Consider the following 24935-nt stretch of genomic DNA (forward strand, 5'->3'; position numbering starts at 1 on the left):
CTGAGCTGCCCGGTGCGGACTCTCATCAAGACGGGCCCGGACTCTCACCCAGAGGGGTATCAAGCACATGCCGACCGACGACAAGGTCCTCGACTATCTGAAGCGCCTGACCGCGGACCTGCGGCAGACGAAGCAACGTCTCCGTGAGGTCGAGGAGAAGGACAGCGAGCCGATCGCGATCGTCGGCATGAGCTGCCGTTTCCCCGGTGGTGTCGAGTCGCCGGAGGACCTGTGGCGTCTTGTCGAGTCCGGTGCGGACGCGGTCGCCGGGTTCCCCGCCGACCGCGGCTGGGACCTGGAGTCGCTCTACGACGCGGACCCCGACCACACGGGCACCACCTACGCCCGCGAAGGCGGGTTCCTGTACGACGCGACGGAGTTCGACCCCGGCTTCTTCGGGATCTCCCCGCGTGAGGCCGCGGCGATGGACCCCCAGCAGCGGCTGCTCCTTGAGACCTCCTGGGAGGCGTTCGAGCGGGCGGGCATCGACCCGGCATCGCTGCGCGGCAGCAGGTCGGGCGTGTTCGTCGGCACCAACGGCCAGGACTACGCGGCGCTGCTGATGGCCGCGCAGGAGGAAGTCGAGGGATACGCGGGCACCGGCATCTCGGCGAGTATCATCTCCGGCCGCCTGTCGTACACCTTCGGCCTCGAAGGCCCCGCCGTCACGGTCGACACGGCGTGCTCCTCCTCGCTGGTGGCCCTGCACCTGGCGGTACAGGCCCTGCACAAGGGCGAGTGCGACCTTGCACTGGTCGGCGGTGTGACGGTGATGTCGACGCCGGGCTCGTTCATCGAGTTCAGCCGCCAGCGGGGCCTCGCCCCCGACGGCCGGTGCAAGGCGTTCTCCGACAGCGCCGACGGCACCGGTTGGGGCGAGGGCGCGGGCATGCTGCTCGTGGAGCGCCTTTCGGATGCCCGGCGCAACGGCCACCAGGTGCTTGCGGTGGTACGTGGTTCGGCGGTGAACCAGGACGGCGCGTCCAACGGCCTGACCGCGCCGAACGGCCCGTCGCAGCAGCGGGTGATCCGCCAGGCGCTGGCCAGTGCGGGCCTGACGCCGTCCGACGTGGACGCCATAGAGGCGCACGGCACCGGTACGAGGCTGGGCGACCCGATCGAGGCGCAGGCGCTTCTTGCCACCTACGGCCAGGACCGCCCCGCGGACCGCCCGCTGATGCTGGGCTCGATCAAGTCGAACATCGGTCACACCCAGGCCGCCGCCGGTGTCGCGGGCGTCATCAAGATGGTCATGGCGATGCGGCACGGCGTACTGCCGAAGACGCTCCACGTCACCGAGCCGTCGTCACACGTGGACTGGTCCGCGGGTGCGGTGGAGCTCCTTACGGACACCCGGTCATGGCCGGAGACCGGTCAGCCCTGGCGGGCCGGTGTGTCGTCGTTCGGCGTGAGCGGCACGAACGCGCACACCATCATCGAGCAGGCCCCGGAAGTCGAGCAGGCCGCGGCGGTCGAGGAGTCGGCTCCCGCTGTTGCCTCGGGGACGGTCGGGTTCGTGCCGTGGGTGCTGTCGGCGCGCAGCGCGGAGGCGCTGCGGGAGCAGGCGGAGCGGGCGCTGTCCGGTGGGCTCGGTCTGGACCCGGTGGATGTCGGTTTCTCCCTCGCGACGACGCGGGCGTCACTGGAACAGCGTGCGGTCGTCATCGCGGACGACGCGGAGACCCGCCTTGCCGCTCTGACCGCGCTGGCCGAGGGCGGTCAGGCGGCCGGGATGGTGACGGGCAGCGCCGTTGCCGGTCTGGTGGGCTTTCTCTTCTCGGGGCAGGGTTCGCAGCGGTTGGGCATGGGGCGTGAGTTGTCCGCCCGTTTCCCGGTGTTCGGCGAGGCTCTGGACGCTGTGCTTGCGGAGTTCGGGCCTGAGGTCCGTGAGGTGTTGTTCGGTGGGGACGCTGAGGCGCTGAACGAGACGGGGGTGACGCAGCCTGCGTTGTTCGCGGTCGAGGTGGCGTTGTTCCGGCTTCTTGAGTCGTGGGGTGTGCGTCCCGATGTGCTGGCGGGGCATTCGATCGGTGAGTTGGCTGCCGCGCATGTGGCGGGTGTGTGGTCCCTGACCGACGCCGTCAAGGTGGTGTCGGCGCGTGCCGGGTTGATGCAGGCGCTGCCCTCCGGTGGCGCGATGGTGGCGATCCAGGCGTCCGAGGACGAGGTCGCGGCGGATCTGTCGGAGACGGTGGGCATTGCGGCGGTGAACGGTCCGTCGTCGGTGGTCGTTTCCGGTGTCGCGGCTGATGTGGATGTGGTGGCTGAGCGGTGGCGTGAGGCGGGCCGGAAGGAGTCTCGCCTGAAGGTCAGTCACGCGTTCCACTCGCCGTTGATGGAGCCGATGCTGGAGGAGTTCCGGCGGGTTCTTGAGGGGGTGTCGTACGAGGCGCCGGCGGTCCCGATCGTTTCGACGCTGACGGGCCGGTTGGCCACTGCTGAGGAGTTGACCTCGGCGGAGTACTGGGTGCGGCACGTGCGCGAGGCGGTGCGGTTCGCCGACGCCGTCGGCACGCTCGTGGACGAGGGTGTCACCACGTTCGTCGAGGTGGGTCCTGGCGGGACGCTGTCGGCACTGGGGCAGGAGTCGGCTCCGGAGGCCGGGTTCGTGCCGGTGCTGCGGAACGACCGCCCGGAGGAGGCGGCGGTGACCGCCGCGATCGCGGAAGCGCACGTGCGGGGCGCTCACGTGGACTGGGCCGCCTATTTCGAGGGCAGTGGCGCGCGGCGGGTGGATCTGCCGACGTACGCCTTCCAGCGTGAGCGCTTCTGGCTGGACGTGCTCCCCTCGGCCGGCGATGTCACGGCGGCCGGACTGGGTTCGGCGGAGCATCCGTTGTTGGGTGCGACTGTCACGGTGGGCGGCACGGATGGCGTGTTGCTGACGGGTCGGCTGTCGGTCCAGTCGCATCCGTGGCTGGCCGATTATGTGGTGCGGGGCGCGGTGTTGTTGCCTGCTGCTGCCTTCGTGGAGTTGGCGGTGCGTGCGGGGGATCAGGTCGGGTGTGACCTGGTGGAGGAGTTGGCGCTGGAGGTGCCGCTTGTTCTGCCGGATAGTGGTTCGGTTCGGGTGCAGGTGTGGGTCGGTGCGGCGGATGAGTCGGGTCGGCGTGAGCTGAGTTTCCATTCAAGTGTGGGTGACGCGGACGATGGTCGTGCGTGGACGCGGCATGCCACGGGTGTGCTGCGTGAGGGTGATCGTTCTGGTGGGGCCTCGTTGGTCGAGTGGCCGCCGACGGGTGCGGAGGCCGTAGGCCTGGACGGGATCTACGGCGAGTTGGCGGAGCTGGGCTTGGACTATGGCCCGGTGTTCCAGGGACTGAGGTCGGCTTGGCGCAAGGGCGATGAGGTGTTCGCCGAGGTCGCGCTGCCGGACGGTGTGAAGGCTGAGGGCTTCGGTCTGCATCCGGCGCTGCTGGACGCGGCGCTGCATGCGATCGGCCTGGCGGGTGGCGACGGTGACTCCGGCGGCCTGCCGTTCTCGTGGTCGGGTGTTCGGCTGCATGCCTCGGGTGCGACGGCGCTGCGGGTGCGGCTGACTCCTGCGGGGGCGGACGGAGTGGCCTTGGCCGTGGCGGATGGGGCGGGCGCTCCGGTCGCGACCGTGGACTCGTTGGTGTTGCGCCCGGTGTCGTCGGACCAGTTCGCTGATGACGGTCAGGGCGACGACGCGCTGTTCGGCGTCGACTGGGTGCCGGTGCCCGTATCGGTGCCCGTGTCCGCATCCGTGTCCGCATCCGTGTCCGTGTCCGTGTCCGAGGGTGATGTTCCGTCGGTCGATTGGACCGATGTGGAGTCGCTCGCGGAGGCGGCGGAGCTGGCTGACTTTGTTGTCCTGTCGTGCCCGGTCACCCCCGGGTCCGATCCGGTCACCGGTGCGCATGAGGTGGCGCACTGGGCGCTGAATGCCGTCCAGTCCTGGTTGGCGGACGAGCGTTTCGACGCGTCGCGCCTGGTCATTGCGACCAACGGCGCTATCGCCACTACGGCCGAGGAGGACGCGCCGAACCTGGCGCAGGCGTCGGTGTGGGGTCTGGTGCGGTCCGCTCAGTCGGAGAACCCGGACCGGATCGTTCTGGTCGACCTCGATGAGGAGACGGCCTCGCTGGACGCGCTGGCGTCCGCTCTGGCCACGGGTGAGCCTCAGTTGGCGGTGCGTGCGGGTGCCGTCAGCGCACCGCGCTTGGCCAGGGTGCGGCGGTCCGTGGTGGACGATCCGGGCTTTGGCTCGGGTGCGGTGCTGGTGACCGGTGCGACGGGCACGTTGGGCGGACTTGTCGCCCGGCACTTGGTCGCGGAGCGAGGTGTGCGGAACCTGCTCCTGGTGAGCAGGCGCGGTGCAGCGGCTGAGGGTGCTGAGGAGCTGCGTGCCGAACTGGTCGCGCAGGGCGCCGAGGTGGCGTTTGCCGCGTGCGACGTGGCCGACCGTGAGGCCGTGGCGGCGCTGCTGGCCGAACATGAGGTCTCCGCCGTTGTGCATACGGCGGGTGTGCTGGATGACGGGACGATCGGTTCGCTGACGCCTGAGCGGATCGACGGTGTGTTCCGGCCGAAGGTCGACGCTGCCTGGCATCTCCATGAGCTGACCCGGGACTTGGGTCTGTCGGCGTTCGTGCTGTTCTCGTCCGCCGCAGGTGTGTTCGGCGGCGCGGGTCAGGGCAACTACGCGGCCGCCAACGCGTTTCTCGACGCGCTCGCCCAGCACCGCCGAGCGGCCGGTCTGTCCGCCACGTCGTTGGCGTGGGGGCTGTGGGCCTCGGCCGATGGTATGGCGGGCAGTCTCGATGAGGCTGATGTGCGGCGGATGACGCGTAGTGGCGTGATTCCGATCGGTTCTGCTGAGGGTTTGGCGCTGTTCGATGCGTCGGGTTCGGCGGGGCGTGCCGCGCTGGTACCGATACCCCTCGACCTGCCGGTGTTGCGTCGGCAGGCGCGTTCTCAGTCGTTGCCGCATCTTCTGCGGGGTCTGGTTCGGGGGGCTGCGCGTAGGTCGGTGGAGTCTGGTCTGGTTGTTGCCGGGTCTGCGTTGGCGCGGTCGTTGGCGGGGCTGTCTGTCGTGGAGCGGGAGAAGGCGCTGCTGGATCTCGTACTCGGTCATGTGGCGGTGGTTCTTGGGCATGGTTCGGCGCAGGCCATCGGAGCCGAGCGTGCGTTCAAGGAGTTGGGTTTTGATTCGCTGAGTTCGGTGGAGTTGCGTAATCGGTTGAATGCGGCGACTGAGTTGGCGTTGCCGGCGACGTTGGTCTTTGACTATCCGACTCCTGTCGCGTTGGCGGCGCATCTTGGTGCGGAGTTGCTGGGTGGTGTGGTCGATGTCGTGGCCAATGTTCCGGTGGCGATGGTGGCTGATGAGCCGATCGTGATTGTCGGGATGAGTTGCCGTTTCCCGGGTGGGGTGGAGTCGCCGGAGGATTTGTGGCGTTTGGTGGCCGGGGGTGGGGATGCTGTGTCGCAGTTCCCGACGGACCGGGGCTGGGACGTGGAGTCGCTCTATGACCCCGATCCGGAACAGTCGGGTACCACTTATAGCCGTATGGGTGCCTTCCTGGACGGCGTCGCGGACTTCGACCCGGGCTTCTTCGGGATCTCGCCGCGCGAGGCTGCGGCGATGGACCCGCAGCAACGACTGCTTTTGGAGACGTCGTGGGAGGCGTTCGAGCGGGCGGGCATCGACCCGAACTCGCTGCGAGGCGGCCGGTCCGGTGTCTACGTCGGTACGAACGGTCAGGACTACGCGGCGCTGTTGATGGCCGCGCAGAAGGAAGCCGAGGGATACGCGGGCACAGGCATTTCGGCGAGCGTCATCTCCGGCCGCCTTTCGTACACGTACGGCTTTGAAGGCCCTGCGGTGACGGTGGACACGGCGTGCTCGTCATCGTTGGTGGCGCTCCACTTGGCGGTGAACGCGCTGCACAAGGGTGAGTGCGAACTGGCCCTGGTCGGTGGCGTCTCTGTGATGTCGACGCCGGGCTCGTTCATTGAGTTCAGCCGCCAGCGCGGTCTCGCCGTGGACGGTCGTGTCAAGGCGTTCGCCGATGCCGCTGACGGCACGGGCTGGGGCGAGGGCGTCGGCATGCTGCTGGTGGAGCGTCTGTCGGATGCTCAGCGCAATGGCCACCAGATCCTTGCGGTGGTACGTGGTTCGGCGGTGAACCAGGATGGCGCGTCGAATGGTCTGACCGCGCCGAATGGTCCCTCGCAGCAGCGGGTGATCCGCCAGGCGCTTGCGAGCGCGGGTCTGGAGTCGGCCGATGTGGATGCCATGGAGGCGCACGGCACGGGCACCACACTCGGTGACCCGATCGAGGCGCAGGCGCTGCTCGCCACCTATGGTCAGGGCCGCCCTGCCGACCGTCCGCTGTTGCTGGGGTCGGTGAAGTCGAACATCGGTCACACCCAGGCCGCCGCGGGTGTCGCCGGTGTGATCAAGATGGTCATGGCGATGCGGGAGGGTGTGCTGCCGCAGACGCTGCACGTGGATGAACCGACCTCACAGGTCGACTGGTCGACCGGCGACGTCGAGCTCCTCACCGAGGCCCGTCCCTGGCCGGACACCGACCGACCGCGCCGGTTCGGTGTGTCGTCGTTCGGATTCAGCGGCACCAACGCGCACACCATCATCGAGCAGGCCCCGGAGCCCGAGGAGGCCACGGCGACCGAGAAATCGGCTCCCCCCGTTGCCTCAGTGCCGGTCGGCCTCGTGCCGTGGGTCCTTTCGGCGCGAAGCAGCGAGGCGCTGCGGGAGCAGGCGGCGCGGCTGCTCTCCGGCATGGTCGACCTGGACCCGGTGGATGTCGGCTTCTCCCTCGCGACGACACGGGCTTCGCTCGAACAGCGTGCGGTCGTCATCGCGGACGACACGGAGAGCAGGGTGGCTGCTCTGACCGCGTTGGCCGAGGGTGGACAGGCGGCGGGTGTGGTGACGGGCGGCGCCGCCACTGTTGGTCTGCTGGGCTTCTTGTTCTCGGGGCAGGGTTCGCAGCGGCTGGGGATGGGTCGTGAACTTGCGGCTCGTTTCCCGGTGTTCGGCGAGGCACTGGACGCTGTGCTTGCGGAGTTCGGGCCTGAGGTCCGTGAGGTGTTGTTCGGTGAGGACGCCGAGGCGCTGAACGAGACGGGGGTGACGCAGCCCGCGCTGTTCGCGGTCGAGGTGGCGTTGTTCAGGCTTCTTGAGTCGTGGGGTGTGCGTCCCGATGTGCTGGCAGGGCACTCGATCGGTGAGCTGGCTGCCGCGCATGTGGCGGGTGTGTGGTCCCTGACCGACGCCGTCAAGGTGGTGTCGGCGCGTGCCGGGTTGATGCAGGCGCTGCCCTCCGGTGGCGCGATGGTGGCGATCCAGGCGACGGAGGTCGAGGTCGCCGCGGATCTGCCGGAGACCGTGGGCATCGCCGCGGTGAACGGCCCGTCGTCGGTGGTCATTTCCGGTGTCGCGGCTGATGTGGATGTGGTGGCTGAGCGGTGGCGTGAGGCGGGCCGGAAGGTGTCCCGGCTGAAGGTCAGTCACGCGTTCCACTCGCCATTGATGGATCCGATGCTGGAGGACTTCCGTCGGGTTCTTGAGGGCGTTTCGTACGAGTCTCCCGCCATCCCGATCGTGTCGACGCTGACGGGTCACCTGGCCACCGCCGATGAGCTTGCCTCGCCCGACTACTGGGTGCGGCACGTGCGCGAGCCCGTACGGTTCCATGACGCGGTGGTGGCGTTGCGTGAGCAGGGCGCGGAGGTGTTCGTCGAGGTCGGTCCTGGTGGGACGCTGTCCGCGCTGGGGCTTGGCGGCGCGCCGGATGCGGTGTTCCTGCCCGCGTTGCGTGCGGACAGGCCGGAGGAGGTCGCGCTGGTGAGCGCGGTTGCCGCGTTGCACACGCGGGGCGTAGGGGTCGACTGGAGCGCGTACTTCGCTGGCAGTGGCGCCCGGCGCGTCGACCTGCCGACGTACGCCTTCCAGCACCAGCGCTACTGGCTGGATGTGCCGGCCGATGAGCGCACCGAGCAGCTGTCGCCGGCGGATGCGTGGTTCTGGGACGTCGTCGAAGACGGTGACCTCGCCGATGTCGCCCGTACGTTGGACGTGCCGTCGGACGCCCCGTTGAGTGCGGTGCTGCCTCGCCTGTCCGCGTGGCGCAGGGAGCAGCAGGGACGCTCCACTGTTGACGGTTGGCGGTATCGGGTCGAGTGGCGGTCGGTGGCTGCTGGGGCTGGGCGCCTGGATGGTGCCTGGCTGGTTGTCGCGGAGGCCGGTGAGGGACGTGCCGAGTGGGTGCGTGAGTCGCTGGCGCGGAACGGCGCGGACGTGCATGTCCTGTACGTGGACCAGGAAGTGGGCCACTGGGGCGAGCAGTTGGGTGGGTTGCCGTCACTGGACGGAGTCGTCTCGCTGTTGGGGCTTGCCGATGCTGGCGATTCGACTGTGCCCGCGGGTGTGGCGGCCACGGTTGGTCTGTTGCGGGCGCTCGGTGATGTCGAAGTGCCGCTGTGGTGCGTGACATCGGGTGCGGTGTCGGCGGGTGCGGGCGACGAGGTTGCCGGGTTCGAGCAGTCGATGCTGTGGGGTCTGGGCCGGGTGGCCGCGCTGGAGCAGTCCGGCCGCTGGGGTGGCTTGGTCGATCTGCCCGAGGCGCAGGATGAGACGACCGGTGATCTGCTGGTCTCGGTACTTGCCGGGTCCAATGGCGAGGACCAGGTTGCGCTGCGCGACGGCGAGGTTCTGGGGCGCAGGCTGGTGCCCGCGCCGCTGGGCAAGGCGCCCGATGCGGGTTGGTCGCCGCGCGGGACGGTCCTGGTCACAGGTGGTACCGGAGCGCTCGGCGCACACGTGGCCAGGTGGCTGGTGGGCAAGGGTGCCGAGCACCTGCTGCTGACCAACAGGCGTGGGCTGGAGGCCGATGGTGCCGAGGAGCTGCGCGCGGAGCTGACCGAGCTGGGCGCCCTTGTCACCATCGCGGCCTGCGACGTCGCCGATCGCGACGCCCTGGCGGATGTGCTGGCGTCGGTTCCCGACGAGTTCCCGCTCACTGCGGTGGTGCATGCGGCGGGTATTGAGCGCTCCGGTGTTCTTGCCGATCTGGATCCGGTTGATCTGGGTGGGTTCGCGGATGTGTTGTCGGCGAAGGTGGAGGGTGCGCGCAATCTGCATGAGCTGTTGGGTGAGCGGCAGCTGGACGCGTTTGTGCTGTTCTCGTCGATTGCTGGTGTGTGGGGCAGTGGTGGGCAGGGCGCGTATGCCGCTGCTAACGCCTATCTGGATTCCCTGGCTGATCACCGTCGGGCGGTGGGGCTGCCTGCGACGGCGGTTGCGTGGGGCCCTTGGGGTGGTGGTGGCATGGTCGCGGGGGCTGGTCGGGATGCGGCGGCGCAGTTGCGGCGTCGGGGTCTGCCGACGATGGCTCCGGAGGTGGCGATCACGGGTTTGGCCACAGCTCTTGAGCGTGGTGATGGCAATGTGATTGTTGCTGATGTGGACTGGGAGCGGTTCGCGGGTACGTTCATGGCGCAGCGGTCGAGTGCGCTGCTTGCTGATCTGCCTGAGGTGCGGGCCGCGTTCGAGGCGACGTCGGCGGATGCTGGGATGTCGGAGCTTGCGCAGCGCCTTGCGGGGCTTGACGAGGCCGAGCAGGAGCGGCAGCTTACGGAGCTGGTCCGGTACGAGGCCGCCGCGGTGCTGGGGCATGTGTCGGGTGATGCGTTCTCGGCGTCGCGTGCGTTCAGGGAGCTGGGCTTCGACTCGCTGACGGCCGTCGAACTGCGTGCCCGGTTGAGTCAGGCCACAGGTGTGGCGCTGCCCGCGACGCTGGTCTATGACTACCCCAACGCCGCGGTGCTGGCCGCGTACCTGCGCACCGAACTGTCGGGTGCGGACGTGGCCACTCCCTCCACTCCCACCGCGGTCTCCGGCGCGACCGATGAGCCGATCGCGATCGTGGCGATGGCCTGCCGGTACCCCGGCGGTGTGTCGAGTCCGGAGGACCTGTGGCAGGTGTTGCTCTCCGGTGGGGACGCGGTGTCGGAGTTCCCGACTGATCGTGGCTGGGATCTGGAGGCGCTGTACGACCCCGACCCGGACGGGGTAGGGACCTCATACTCGCGATCGGGTGCATTCCTGTCGGATGTCGGCGGGTTCGATGCGAGCTTCTTCGGGATATCGCCGCGCGAGGCCCTTGCGATGGACCCCCAGCAGCGACTGCTCCTGGAAACCTCGTGGGAAGCCTTCGAGCGGGCCGGGGTCGACGCAGCGTCGCTGCGAGGTGAGCGCGTCGGCGTGTTCGTCGGGTCGAACGTGCAGGACTACGGCCATGTCCTGGGCGGGGCCGCCGAGGACGTGGGCGGTTACGTGGCGACGGGCAACGCGGCCAGCGTCGCCTCGGGGCGTCTGTCGTACACGTTCGGCTTCGAAGGCCCGGCCGTCACAGTGGACACGGCGTGCTCGTCGTCCCTGGTCGCCTTGCACCTGGCGGCGCAGGCGCTGCGGACCGGTGAGTGCGAGCTGGCGCTCGCGGGTGGTGTGACGGTGATGTCGACGCCGGGCGCGTTCGTCGAGTTCAGCCGCCAGCGTGGCCTTGCTGAGGATGGTCGATGCAAGGCGTTCGCCGCCGGTGCTGACGGCACCGGTTGGGGCGAGGGCGTCGGCATGCTGTTCGTCGAGCGTCTCTCGGACGCGCAGCGCAACGGTCACCAGGTCCTTGCCGTCGTGCGTGGTTCGGCGGTGAACCAGGACGGTGCGTCGAACGGTCTGACCGCGCCGAACGGCCCCTCGCAGCAGCGGGTGATCCGCCAGGCGCTGGCCAGTGCGGGCCTGGCTCCGGCCGACGTGGACGTGGTCGAGGCGCACGGCACCGGTACGAAGCTGGGCGACCCGATCGAGGCGCAGGCGCTGCTCGCCACCTACGGCCAGGACCGCAGTGGTGAGCCGCTGTTGCTGGGTTCGGTGAAGTCGAACATCGGTCACACGCAGGCCGCGGCCGGTGTGGCGGGCGTGATCAAGATGGTGATGGCGATGCGTCACGGTGTGCTTCCGCGCACCCTGCATGTGGATGAGCCGTCGCCCCACGTCGACTGGTCGGCGGGCGCGGTGGAGCTCCTCGCGGAGGAGCGCTCCTGGCCCGAGACCGGTCAGCCGTGGCGAGCGGGTGTGTCGTCGTTCGGATTCAGCGGCACCAACGCGCACACCATCATCGAGCAGGCCCCAGCGCTTGAGCAGGAGGAAGCTCCGGAACCAGTACGTGCCGGCGGGCCGGTGCCGTGGGTCCTTTCGGCAGGCGACGAGGGCGCGTTGCGTGGCCAGGCCGAGCGGCTGATGGCCGTGGCGGACGAGCACGCGCTCGTCGATGTCGGCTACTCCCTCGCGACGACGCGGTCGGCGTTGGACCACCGTGCGGTGATCGTGGCTGCGGACCGGTCCGAGTTCCTGGCCGCTCTGGCCGACGTGGCCGAGGGCCGGTCGACCGGCGCGGTGGTCACAGGGGTCGCTGATGAGCCTGGCCGGTTGGGATTCTTGTTCTCGGGTCAGGGTTCGCAGCGGTTGGGTATGGGTCGTGAACTTGCGGCTCGTTTCCCGGTGTTCGCTGCGGCTCTGGACGAGGTTCTTGGCGCGTTCGATCCGCGGGTGCGTGAGGTGTTGTTCGGTGAGGATGCCGACGCTCTGAATGAGACGGGGGTGACGCAGCCTGCGTTGTTCGCTGTCGAGGTGGCGTTGTTCCGCCTACTGGAGTCGTGGGGTGTGCGCCCCGACATGCTGGCGGGCCACTCGATCGGTGAGCTGGCTGCCGCGCATGTGGCGGGTGTGTGGTCGCTTGCTGATGCCGTGAAGGTGGTGTCGGCGCGTGGTGCGTTGATGCAGGCGTTGCCGTCCGGTGGCGCGATGGTGGCGATCCAGGCGTCCGAGGACGAGGTCGCGGCGGATCTGTCGGAGACGGTGGGTATCGCTGCGGTCAACGGCCCGTCGTCGGTGGTCGTTTCCGGTGTCGCGACTGATGTGGATGCGGTGGCTGAGCGGTGGCGTGAGTCGGGCCGGAAGGTGTCTCGCCTGAAGGTCAGTCACGCGTTCCACTCACCGTTGATGGAGCCGATGCTCGACGACTTCAGCCGGGTCCTTGAAAGCATTTCGTACGAGGCTCCGGCGCTCCCGATCGTGTCGACGCTGACCGGAGTACGGGCGTCCGCCGAGGAGTTGGCGTCGCCGGAGTACTGGGTGCGGCATGTGCGCGAGGCCGTGCGGTTCGCCGATGCCGTGAGCACGCTCGTCGCTGAGGGTGTGGGTACGTTCGTCGAGGTCGGCCCTGGTGGCACACTGTCCGCGCTGGGGCGTGAGTCCGCGCCGGACGCAGTCTTCGTACCGACGCTGCGCGGCGACCGGCCGGAAGCAGCGGCCGCTACGACCGCCGCCGGACAGCTGCACGTGCGGGGCGTCCGAGTGGACTGGGAGGTGTTCTTCGCCGGCCGAGGTGCGCGCCGGGTGGAGCTGCCGACGTACGCCTTCCAGCGCGAACACTTCTGGCCCGACGTGCTGCCGATCATCGGAAACGTCGCGGCGGCCGGGCTCGGTGCCGCCGAGCATCCGCTGCTTGGGGCGACAGTCGCCCTCGGCGGCACGGATGGTGTGCTGCTGACGGGCCGGTTGTCGGTTCAGTCGCATCCGTGGCTGGCTGATTATGTGGTGCAGGGTTCGGTGCTGCTGCCCGGTGCCGCGTTCGTCGAGCTTGCGGTGCGTGCGGGGGATCAGGTCGGGTGCGATCTGGTCGAGGAGCTGACGCTGGAGGCGCCGCTCGTCCTGCCGCAGAGCGGTTCGGTTCGCGTACAGGTGTGGGTCGGTGCCGAGGACGAGTCGGGTCGGCGCGAGCTGACCTTCCACTCCAGCGCCGGTGACACCGACGACGGTCGTGCGTGGACGCGGCATGCCACCGGTGTGCTGTGTGAGGGAGGCCGCTCTGATGGGGCTTCGTTGGTCGAGTGGCCGCCCGCAGGCGCGGAGGCCGTGGACCTGGACGGCTACTACGACCGCATGGCCATGGACGGCTTCGACTACGGGCCGGTGTTCCAGGGGCTGCGCGCCGCCTGGCGCAAGGGCGATGAGGTGTTCGCCGAGGTCGCGCTGCCGGACGGGGTGAAGACTGAGGGCTTCGGCCTGCACCCGGCTCTGCTGGACTCGGCGCTGCACGCGAGCGAGCTGATGACGGGCGCCGACGCCGATCAGTTGCCGTTCTCGTGGTCGGGCGTGCGGCTGCATGCCTCGGGTGCGACGGCGCTGCGGGTGCGGCTGGTGCCCACGGGCGCTGACGGAGTGGCACTGACGGTCGCGGACGGCTCCGGTGCTCCGGTGGCCACGGTCGACTCGCTGGTGCTGCGCCCAGTGTCGCTGGACCAGCTCGCCGGTGACGGTCAGGACGACGATGCGCTGTTCGGCGTCGACTGGGTGTCGGTTCCCCTGCTCGAGGGTGACGTACCGACGGTCGAGTGGACCGACCTGGAGGCGCTTGCTGACTCGGCGGAACTGCCTGACTTCGTGGTTCTGCCGTGCCCGGTCACCTCCGGGTCCGACCCGGTCGCCGGTGCTCACGAAGCGGCGCACTGGACGCTGAACACGGTCCAGTCCTGGCTCGGTGACGAGCAGTTCGACGTGTCGCGTCTGGCCATCGTGACCAATGGTGCGATCGCCGCGACAGACGATGAGGACGTCCGGGATGTCGCTCAGGCGGCGGTGTGGGGTCTGGTGCGGTCCGCTCAGTCGGAGAACCCGGACCGGATCGTGCTGGTCGACCTCGATGAGGAGACGGTCTCACTGGATGGACTGGCGTCCGCGCTGGCCACGGGTGAGCCGCAGCTGGCGGTGCGGGCCGGAGAGGTTCGCGTGCCCCGCCTGTCCAGGGTGCGGCGGTCCGTGGTGGACGATCCGGGCTTCGGTTCGGGTGCGGTGCTGCTCACCGGTGCGACGGGCACGTTGGGCGGTCTTGTCGCCCGGCACTTGGTCGCCGAGCGAGGTGTGCGGAGCCTGCTCCTGGTGAGCAGGCGCGGCGCCACCGCCGAGGGCGCGGAGGAGCTGCGTGCCGACTTGGTCGCGCAGGGCGCTGAAGTGACGTACGCGGCATGTGACGTGGCCGACCGCGAGGCCCTCAAGGCTCTGCTTGCCGAGCACGAGATCTCCGCGGTCGTCCACACCGCAGGTGTGCTGGACGACGGCACCATCGGCTCACTGACCTCCGAGCGGATCGACACCGTGTTCCGGCCCAAGGTCGACGCGGCCTGGCATCTGCACGACCTGACCCGCGACCTGGACCTGTCCGCGTTCGTGCTGTTCTCCTCGGTGGCGGGCATCCTCGGTGGCCCGGGTCAGGGCAACTACGCGGCGGCCAACACCTTCCTGGACGCGCTCGCCCAGCACCGCCGCTCTCTTGGCCTGGCCGCGACCTCGCTCGCTTGGGGCCTGTGGGCCTCGGCCGACGGTATGGCGGGCAGTCTCGATGAGGCTGATGTGCGGCGGATGACGCGTAGTGGCGTGATTCCGATCGGCGCGGCCGAGGGCTTGGCGCTGTTCGACGCGTCGGGTTCGGCGGGGCGTGCCGCGCTGGTACCGATACCCCTCGACCTGCCGGTGTTGCGTCGGCAGGCGCGTTCTCAGTCGTTGCCGCATCTTCTGCGGGGTCTGGTTCGGGGGGCTGCGCGTAGGTCGGTGGAGTCTGGTCTGGTTGTTGCCGGGTCTGCGTTGGCGCGGTCGTTGGCGGGGCTGTCTGTCGTGGAGCGGGAGAAGGCGCTGCTGGATCTGGTGCTGGGTCATGTGGCGGTGGTTCTTGGGCATGGTTCGGCGCAGGCCATCGGAGCCGAGCGTGCGTTCAAGGAGCTGGGTTTTGATTCGCTGAGTTCGGTGGAGTTGCGTAACCGGTTGAATGCGGCGACGGAGTTGGCGTTGCCGGCGACGTTGGTCTTTGACTATCCGACTCCTGTCGCGTTGGCGGCGCATCTTGGTGCGGAGTTGCTGGGTGGTGTGGTCGATGTCGTGGCCAATGTTCCGGTGGCGATGGTGGCTGATGAGCCGATCGTGATCGTCGGGATGAGTTGCCGTTTCCCGGGTGGGGTGGAGTCGCCGGAGGACTTGTGGCGTTTGGTGGCCGGGGGTGGGGACGCTGTGTCGCAGTTCCCGACGGACCGGGGCTGGGACGTGGAGTCGCTCTATAACCCCGATCCGGAGCAGTCGGGTACCACTTATAGCCGTATGGGTGCCTTCCTGGACGGCGTCGCGGACTTCGACCCGGGCTTCTTCGGGATCTCGCCGCGCGAGGCCCTTGCGATGGACCCCCAGCAGCGACTGCTCCTGGAAACTTCCTGGGAGGCCTTCGAGCGGGCGGGCATCGACCCCAACTCGCTGCGAGGCAGCCGGTCCGGTGTCTTCGTGGGCACCAACGGCCAGGACTACGGGACCTTGTTGATGGCCTCGCGCGAGAGCGTGGAGGGATACGCGGGTACCGGTAACGCGGCGAGTGTCATCTCGGGCCGCTTGTCCTACACCTTCGGCCTCGAAGGTCCGGCCGTCACGGTGGACACGGCGTGCTCGTCGTCGCTCGTGGCCTTGCACTGGGCGAGCCAGGCCCTGCACAAGGGTGAGTGCGAGCTGGCACTGGTCGGCGGCGTGACGGTGATGTCGACGCCGGGTGCCTTCATTGAGTTCAGCCGCCAGCGCGGTCTCGCCGTGGATGGTCGTGTCAAGGCGTTCGCCGATGCCGCTGACGGCACCGGCTGGGGCGAGGGCGTCGGCATGCTGCTGGTGGAGCGCCTTTCGGATGCTCAGCGCAACGGCCACCAGATCCTTGCCGTCGTACGGGGATCCGCCGTCAACCAGGATGGTGCGTCGAATGGCCTGACCGCGCCGAACGGTCCCTCGCAGCAGCGGGTGATCCGCCAGGCGCTGGCCAGTGCGGGTCTGGAGTCGGCCGATGTGGATGCCATGGAGGCGCACGGCACGGGCACGACCCTGGGCGACCCGATCGAGGCGCAGGCGCTCCTCGCCACTTACGGTCAGGGCCGCCCTGCAGATCGGCCGCTGTTGCTGGGGTCGGTGAAGTCCAACATCGGTCACACCCAGGCCGCCGCGGGTGTCGCGGGTGTGATCAAGATGGTCATGGCGATGCGGGAGGGTGTGCTGCCGCAGACGCTGCACGTGGATGAACCGACCTCGCACGTGGACTGGTCGACCGGCGCGGTGGAGCTGTTGACCGAGGCGCGTGCGTGGCCGGAGACCGGTCAGCCGTGGCGGGCGGGCGTGTCGTCGTTCGGTGTGAGTGGCACGAACGCGCATGTCATCGTCGAGCAGGCCCCGGCGCTGGAGCAGCAGGAGGAAGGCGCGGAGCCGGTGCGCGACTCCGGGCTTGTGCCGTGGGTGTTGTCGGCGCGGAGTGCCGAGGCGCTACGGGAGCAGGCGGCGCGGCTCGCGTCCTTCGTGGACACGGCTCCCGAGCTGGCCGTGGCGGATGTGGGCCGTGCGCTGGTGTCATCGCGGGCGGTGCTCGAGCACCGTGCGGTGGCCGTCGGTGCCGACCGTTCGGAGTTCCTGGCCTCTCTGGCAGCTGTGGCCGAGGGCCAGGCGACTGGCGCCGTGGTCAGCGGAGTAGCGAGCGAGCCTGGCCGGTTGGGCTTCCTCTTCTCGGGTCAGGGTTCGCAGCGGCTGGGGATGGGTCGTGAACTCGCGGCTCGTTTCCCGGTGTTCGTTGCGGCTCTGGACGAGGTGCTGGCGGAGTTCGCTCCCCAGGTACGCGAAGTCCTCTTTGGTGAGGATGCTGAGGCGCTGAACGAGACGGGGGTGACGCAGCCCGCGTTGTTCGCGATTGAGGTGGCGTTGTTCCGGCTTCTTGAGTCGTGGGGTGTGCGTCCCGATGTGCTGGCAGGGCACTCGATCGGTGAGCTGGCCGCCGCGCACGTCTCCGGTCTGTGGTCGCTGGCGGATGCCGTGAAGGTGGTGTCGGCCCGGGGCGCGCTGATGCAGGCGCTGCCCTCCGGTGGCGCGATGGTGGCGATCCAGGCGACGGAAATCGAGGTCGCCGCGGATCTGCCGGAGACCGTGGGTATCGCCGCGGTCAACGGCCCGGCATCGGTCGTCATTTCCGGTGCCGCGGGTGACGTCGAAATGAGCGCCGAGCGCTGGCGTGAGGTGGGCCGGAAGGTGTCTCGCCTGAAGGTCAGTCACGCGTTCCACTCACCTCTCATGGACTCGATGCTGGGCGACTTCCGCCGGGTCCTTGAAGAGGTGTCGTACGAGGCGCCCGTGCTCCCGATCGTGTCGACGCTGACCGGTGTCCGCGCGTCCGCCGAGGAGTTGACCTCCCCGGAGTACTGGGTGCGGCACGTGCGCGAGGCCGTGCGGTTCGCCGACGCCGTCGGCACCCTCGTCGCTGAGGGTGTGGGTACGTTCGTCGAGGTCGGCCCTGGCGGGACGCTGTCGGCGCTGGGTCGGGAGTCCGCGCCGGAGGCAGCCTTCGTACCCACGCTGCGTGGCGACCGCCCGGAGGCGGTGGCCGCTACGACCGCCGCCGGACAGCTTCACGTGCGGGGCGTCCGGGTGGACTGGGAGGTGTTCTTCTCCGGTCACAGTGCACGGTGGGCGGACCTGCCGACGTACGCCTTCCAGCGCGAGCGCTACTGGCCCGACGTGCTGCCGATGATGGGTGACGTCTCGGCGGTCGGACTCGGTTCGGCGGAGCACCCGCTCCTCGGCGCGACCGTCCCCCTCGGCGGCACGGACGGCGTGCTGCTGACCGGCCGGCTGTCGCTCCAGACCCACCCGTGGCTTGCTGACTCCCTTGTCCAGGGTTCGGTGCTGCTGCCCGGTGCCGCGTTCGTCGAGCTTGCGGTGCGTGCGGGGGATCAGGTCGGGTGCGATCTGGTCGAGGAGTTGACGCTGGAGGCGCCGCTCGTCCTGCCGGAGAGTGGTTCGGTGCGGGTGCAGGTGTGGGTCGGTGCCGAGGACGAGTCGGGTCGGCGCGAGCTGACCTTCCACTCCAGCCCCGGTGACACCGACGACGGCCGCTCGTGGACCCGCCACGCCACCGGCGTGCTGGGCGCAGGCGGGCGCTCCGACGGAGCTTCGCTGATCGAGTGGCCGCCCACAGGCGCGGACGCCGTGAACCTGGACGGTTACTACAACGGCATGGTCGCGAGCGGCTTCGGCTACGGGCCGGTGTTCCAGGGGCTGCGCGCCGCCTGGCGCAAGGGCGATGAGGTGTTCGCCGAGGTCGCGCTGCCGGACGGGGTGGGAGTGGACGGCTTCGGTCTGCACCCGGCGCTGCTGGACTCGGCGCTGCACGCGATCGGCCTTGCGGGTGGCGACGGTTCCTCCGGCGGCCTGCCGTTCTCGTGGTCGGGCGTGCGGCTGCATGCCTCGGGCGCGACGGCGCTGCGGGTGCGGTTGTCGCCCACCGGCGTGGACGCGGTGGCGCTGACGGTCGCGGACGGCTCCGGTGCTCCGGTGGCCACGGTCGACTCGCTGGTGCTGCGACCCATGGCTGCGAAGCCGTCGCGGCCGGGCAGCCGGGAGTCGCTGTTCGGCGTCGACTGGGTATCGGCCCCTCTGCCCGACGGTGACGCACCGACCGTCCAGTGGACCGACCTGGAGGCGCTTGCGGACTCGGCGGAACTGTCTGACTTCGTGGTTCTGCCGTGCCCGGTCACCTCCGGGTCCGACCCGGTCGCCGGTGCTCACGAAGCGGCGCACTGGGCGCTGAACACGGTCCAGTCCTGGCTCGAAGCTGAGCGGTTCGACGCGTCCCGCCTGGTCATCGTCACGAATGGCGCGATGGCCGCCACGGACGATGAGGACGTCCGGGATGTTGCCCAGGCGGCGGTGTGGGGTCTGGTGCGGTCCGCTCAGTCGGAGCACCCGGACCGGATCGTCCTGGTCGACCTCGACGATGAGACGGCCTCGCTGGACGCAGTGCCGTCCGCGCTGGCCACGGGTGAGCCGCAACTGGCGGTGCGGGCCGGAGAGGTTCGCGTGCCCCGCCTGACCAGGGTTCGGCAATCCGTCGAGGCGGACGACCCCGGGTTTGGTTCCGGCCCGGTCCTGCTCACCGGTGCGACGGGCACGATGGCTGGTCTCATCGCCCGGCACTTGGTCGCGGAGCGTGGCGTACGAAACCTGCTGCTGGTGAGCGGGCGCGGCGCTGCGGCCGAGGGCGCCGAGGAGCTGCGTGCCGAACTCGTCGCGCGGGGCGCCGAGGTGACGTACGCGGCGTGCGACGTGGCCGACCGTGAGGCCCTCAAGGCTCTGCTGGCCGAGCACGAGATCTCCGCCGTCGTGCACACCGCCGCCATGCACACCGCCGGTGCGCCGGACGACGGCACGATCGGCTCGTTGACGCCTGAGCGGATCGACACCGTGTTCCGGCCCGAGGTCGATGGGGCCTGGCATCTGCACGAGCTGACCCGCGACCTGGACCTGGACCTGTCCGCGTTCGTGCTGTTCTCCTCGGCGGCGGGCATCCTCGGTGACCCCGCCCAGGGCAACCACGCGGCGGCCAACACCTTCCTGGACGCGCTCGCCCAGCACCGCCACGCCGCCGGTCTGCCCGCCACGTCCTTGGCGTGGGGCCCCTGGGCGGATGTGAACGCCACGGCAGGCAGCCTCGATGAGACGGCCGACGCGCAGCCGACGACCCGCAGCGGTGTGACCGGTGTGACTGCTGTGACCGGTGTGACCGGTGTGACGCCGATCGGCGCGGCCGAGGGCCTGGCACTGTTCGATGCGGCGGGCTCCACGGGGCGTGCCGCGCTGGTCCCAATTCCCCTCGACCTGCCGGTACTGCAACGACAGGCGCGTTCCCGGCCGGTGCCGCACCTGCTGCGCGGTCTGGTCCGGGGCAGCGCCCGCAGGACCGCCGAGTCCGGGGCAGCCGCGTCCGCGCTTGCGCAGTCCCTCGCGGGGCTGACCGAGGCTGAGCGGGAGAAGGCACTGCTCGACCTCGTACTCGGTCACGTGGCCGTGGTCCTCGGCCACAGTTCGGCGCACGCCGTCGTACCCGACCGCGCGTTCAAGGAGCTCGGGTTCGACTCGCTGACCGCCGTCGAGTTCCGCGACCGGCTCAACGCGGCGACCGAGCTGCGCCTGCCCGCCACGCTGGTCTTCGACTACCCGACGCCGGCCGCGCTCGTCGCGCACCTCGGCGCCGAGCTCGCGGGCACACCCGTCGCCGCGGCGCGCACCCGTACGACCGTCTCCGTGACCGACGAGCCCATCGCGATCGTCGGCATGAGCTGCCGCTACCCCGGCGGGGTGAACTCGCCCGAGGACCTGTGGCGACTCGTCTTCGACGGCGGCGACGCCATCAGCGAGTTCCCCGGAAACCGCGGTTGGGACCTGGACGCGATCTACCACCCTGACCCCGACCACATGGGCACCACCTATACCCGCGAGGGCGGCTTCCTGCACGACGCCGACCTGTTCGACCCGACGTTCTTCGGGATCTCGCCCCGCGAAGCCCTTGCCATGGACCCGCAGCACCGGCTGCTCCTTGAGACCACCTGGGAGGCCTTCGAGCGGGCCGGCATCGACCCGAACTCGGTGCGGGGACGCGACATCGGCGTCTACGCCGGCACCAGCATCCAGGACTACGCCACGCTCCTGGGCGCGAGCGAGGAGAGCGTCGAGGGATACGTCGGTACGGGCAACGCGGCGAGCGTCACGTCCGGGCGGCTGTCCTACACGTTCGGTCTCGAGGGACCTGCCGTGACGGTCGACACCGCGTGCTCCTCGTCCCTCGTGGCCCTGCACCTGGCCGTGCAGGCGGTGCGGTCGGGCGAGTGCTCGATGGCCCTCGCCGGTGGCGTGGCGGTGATGACGACGCCGGGCGCGTTCATGGACTTCAGCCGTCAGCGCGGCCTGTCCGCCGACGGCCGGTGCAGGCCGTTCTCGTCGGACGCCGAAGGGACCGGCTGGGGTGAGGGCGTCGGCATGCTCGTACTGGAGCGTCTTTCCGACGCCAGGCGGAACGGGCACCGAGTGCTTGCCGTCGTGCGGGGCACCGCGGTGAACCAGGACGGCGCGTCCAACGGCCTCACCGCGCCGAACGGTCCTTCGCAGCAGCGCGTCATCCGCCAGGCGTTGGCGAGTGCGGGGCTGGAGTCGGCCGACGTGGACGCCATGGAGGCGCACGGCACCGGTACGAAGCTGGGCGACCCGATCGAGGCGCAGGCGCTCCTGGCCACCTACGGCCAGGACAGGCCCGCCGACCAGCCGCTCTGGCTCGGGTCGCTGAAGTCCAACATCGGCCACACCCAGGGCGCGGCCGGAGTCGGCGGCGTCATCAAGATGGTCATGGCGATGCAGCACGGTGTGCTGCCGAAGACGCTGCACGTCGCCGAGCCGACTCCGCAGGTCGACTGGTCGGCCGGTGACATCGAGCTCCTCACCGAGGCCCGCCCGTGGCCGGACATCGACCGGCCGCGCCGGTTCGGTGTGTCGTCCTTCGGATTCAGCGGTACGAACGCGCACGCCATCATCGAGCAGGCGCCGGTCACCCTGACCGCCGTACCGAAGACGGCACAGGAGCCGTCCGTGCTGCCACTGCTGGTATCGGCTCGGGGCGACGACGCCCTGCGGGCGCAGGCCGGACGGCTGCGCACCCACCTCGTGGCGCACCCGGAGCTCGACCCGCTCGACGTCGCCAGCACACTCGCGGAGACGCGAGCCGCCCTCGACCACCGGGCGGTCGTCGTCGGGCAGGACCGCGACGGGCTGCTCACGGCCCTCGACGCGCTCGCCGGTGGGCGGACCGCGAACGGTCTCGTCTCCGGTGTCGCGGCGGGGCGCCGGCCGGCGTTCCTGTTCTCCGGCCAGGGCGCACAGCGCCTTGGCATGGGGCGCGAACTTGCCGCCCGTTTCCCGGTGTTCGCCAAGGCGCTCGACGCCGTGCTGGGTGAGTTCGACCCGGCGGTGCGTGAGGTGCTGTTCGGCGAGGATGCCGAGGCACTGAACGAGACCGGGGTGACGCAGCCCGCGCTGTTCGCGGTCGAGGTCGCGCTGTTCCGGCTCGTCGAGTCCTGGGGTGTGCGGCCCGAGGTCCTCGCCGGGCACTCGATCGGCGAGCTGGCCGCGGCCCACATGGCCGGCGTCTGGTCGCTGGCCGACGCCGCCGCTGTGGTGTCGAGCCGGGGCCGTCTGATGCAGGCGCTGCCCGAGGGCGGCGCGATGTTCGCGGTCCAGGCGACCGAGGCCGAGATCCTGCCGGAGCTGACCGACACCGTGGGCATCGCCGCGGTGAACGGCCCGACGTCGGTGGTGCTCTCGGGCGTCGCCGCCGACGTCGAGGCCATCGCCGAGCGCTGGCGCGGGACCGGACGGAAGGTGACGCGGCTCCGCGTCAGCCACGCGTTCCACTCACCGCTCATGGAGCCGATGCTCGACGAGTTCCGCCAGGTCCTTGAAAGCGTTTCTTACGAGGCTCCCGCGATCCCGATCGTGTCGACGCTGACCGGAGTACGGGCGAGCGCGGAGGAGCTGACCTCGCCGGAGTACTGGGTGCGGCACGTGCGAGAGGCGGTGCGGTTCGCCGACGCCGTCGGCACGCTGCGGGACCAGGGCGTGGACACGTTCCTGGAGATCGGACCCGGCGGAGTGCTCACCGCACTCGGCCAGGAGACCGCGCCCGACGCCGTGTTCGTGCCCGCGCTGCGCGCCGACCGGTCCGAGACGCTCGAACTGGCGACGGCCGCGGGCAGGCTGCACGTACTCGGTGTCACCGTCGACTGGACCGCGCTGACCGCCGGTGGCGCGCACATCGACCTGCCCACCTACGCCTTCCAACGGCAGAGGTTCTGGCCGACCCTGGCCGCGGCGCCCTCCGGCGACGTCTCCGGGGCCGTCGACGCACGATTCTGGGCGGCGGTGGCCGACGGGGACCTCGGTGAACTCGCGGACGAGCTGGCCGTGTCCCTCGACGATCCGATCAGCTCCGTACTGCCCCGCCTTTCGTCGTGGCGGCAGGAACAGGCCGAGAACTCCGCGGTCGACGGCCTGCGCTACCGCGTCGCCTGGCAGTCGGTGAGCGAGCCCCCCGCGGCGCTCACGGGCACCTGGCTCGTGGTCAGCCGGGACGGCGCCGGTGAGGAATCCGTCGCCGCCGCGCTGAGCAGGCACGGGGCGCGAGTGGTTCCCGTACGGACCGGTGGGGCGGTGGACCGGGAATCCCTGGCGGCCCTGATGGCGGCCGAGGCCCGGACAGCGACCGGCGAGCCCGTCGCGGGTGCCCTCTCGCTGTTCGCGCTCGACCCCGAACTGCCCTCCGGTGGCCTGCACCCCACCCTCGCCCTCGTCCAGGCCCTCAGCGACATCGGCCTCGCCGCCCCGCTGTGGTGCGCCACCCGGGGCGGGGTCGCCATCGGCGGCTCCGACGCACCCGCGGGGCCCGACCAGGCGATGGTGTGGGGATTCGGCCGGGTCGTCGCACTCGAACACCCCGAACGCTGGGGTGGCCTCGTCGACCTGCCCGCCACACTGGACGAGCGCAGCGGCGCCCGCCTCGCGGGCGTCCTTTCCGGAACGAACGGGGAGGACCAGGTCGCGCTCCGCGCCAGCGGGGTGTATGGCCGACGGCTCCTGCCGGTGTCATCGGCGCGCCTCGACGACTGGGACCCCACCGGCACGGTGCTCGTCACCGGCGGAACCGGCTCGCTCGGTGGGCACGTCGCCAGGTGGCTGGTGGCGAAGGGCGCCGAGCACCTGCTGCTCACCAGCAGGCGCGGACTGAAGGCCGACGGTGCCGAGGAGCTGCGCGCGGAGCTGACCGCGCTGGGCGCCCGTGTCACCATCGCGGCCTGCGACGTCGCCGACCGGGACGCGCTCGCGGACCTGCTCGCGTCGGTCCCCGCCGAATTCCCGCTCAACGCGGTCGTACACGCCGCCGGCACCCTGGACGACGGCGTCCTGTCCGCGCTCACCCCGGAGCGGCTCGACGCCGTACTGCGGCCGAAGGCCCGTGCCGCGGCCAACCTGGACGAACTGACCCGCGACCTGGACCTGTCGGCGTTCGTGATGTTCTCCTCGGTGTCCGGCACGTTCGGTGCGGCGGCCCAGGGCAACTACGCGCCTGCCAACGCCTTCCTCGACGCGCTCGCGGAACAGCGCGTGGCAGCGGGTCTGCCCGCCACCGCCGTCGCGTGGGGGCCCTGGGGCGGCGGCGGCATGGCCGACGGGCAGCTCGGCGAACAACTGCGCCGCCGCGGCCTTGCCCCGCTGGAGCCCGAGCAGGCCGTCGCCGCCCTTGACCGGGCCGTCCGCCAGGGCGACCCGACGGCCCTCGTGGCGGACGTCGACTGGAGCGTGTTCGCCCCGGCCTTCACGTCGGTACGGCCGAGCCCGCTGCTCCAGGAACTGCCCGGCGTGCAGCGCCCCCAGGGTTCCGCCGAGGCGTCGGATCCGGCCGACGCGGTGGCCAGACTCACCGCGCTGTCCGGCCCTGAGCGCGAACGCGCCGTACTCGACATGGTGCGGGAACTGGCCGCCGCCGTCCTCGGGCACGAGGGCGCCAAGCTGGTCGAACCCGGCCGGGCGTTCCAGGATTTGGGCTTCGACTCGCTCACCGCGGTCGAGTTCCGCAACGTCCTCAACGCCACCACCGGTCTCAGCCTGCCCGCCACGCTCGTCTTCGACTTCCCCACGCCGTCCGCGCTCGCCGCGTACGTCCTCGAAGGGTTGCCCGGAGGAGGGACACCGACCATCGACACCGAACTGGACCGCCTGGAGTCCACGCTGTCCCTCCTCACGCCGGACGACGAGCAGAGCGCGGGTGTGGGAGACCGCCTCCGCGCCCTGCTGTCCATGTGGGACGAAACGCACAACCGCACGGAACCCGCCGAGTCCGGAACGGACGCGCGTACCGCGTCGGCGGATGAGCTGCTCGCGCTGCTCGACGAACAACTCGGCAATTCCTGAGCACGAGCCGCTCCCGCTGCTCCTCCCGCTGCTC

1 protein-coding gene is annotated in these 24935 nt (G+C 70.3%); it reads left to right on the forward strand.

Annotated features, from left to right (window positions below):
• Window positions 1–67: 67 nt before the first annotated feature.
• A complete protein-coding gene (locus ACFVXC_RS31590; protein WP_389912153.1) occupies window positions 68–24901 on the forward strand; it encodes a type I polyketide synthase in 24834 nt (8277 codons plus the stop codon).
• Window positions 24902–24935 lie beyond the last annotated feature (34 nt).

It is taken from the genome of Streptomyces sp. NPDC058257, from assembly GCF_042881845.1.
Classification (GTDB): Bacteria; Actinomycetota; Actinomycetes; order Streptomycetales; family Streptomycetaceae; genus Streptomyces.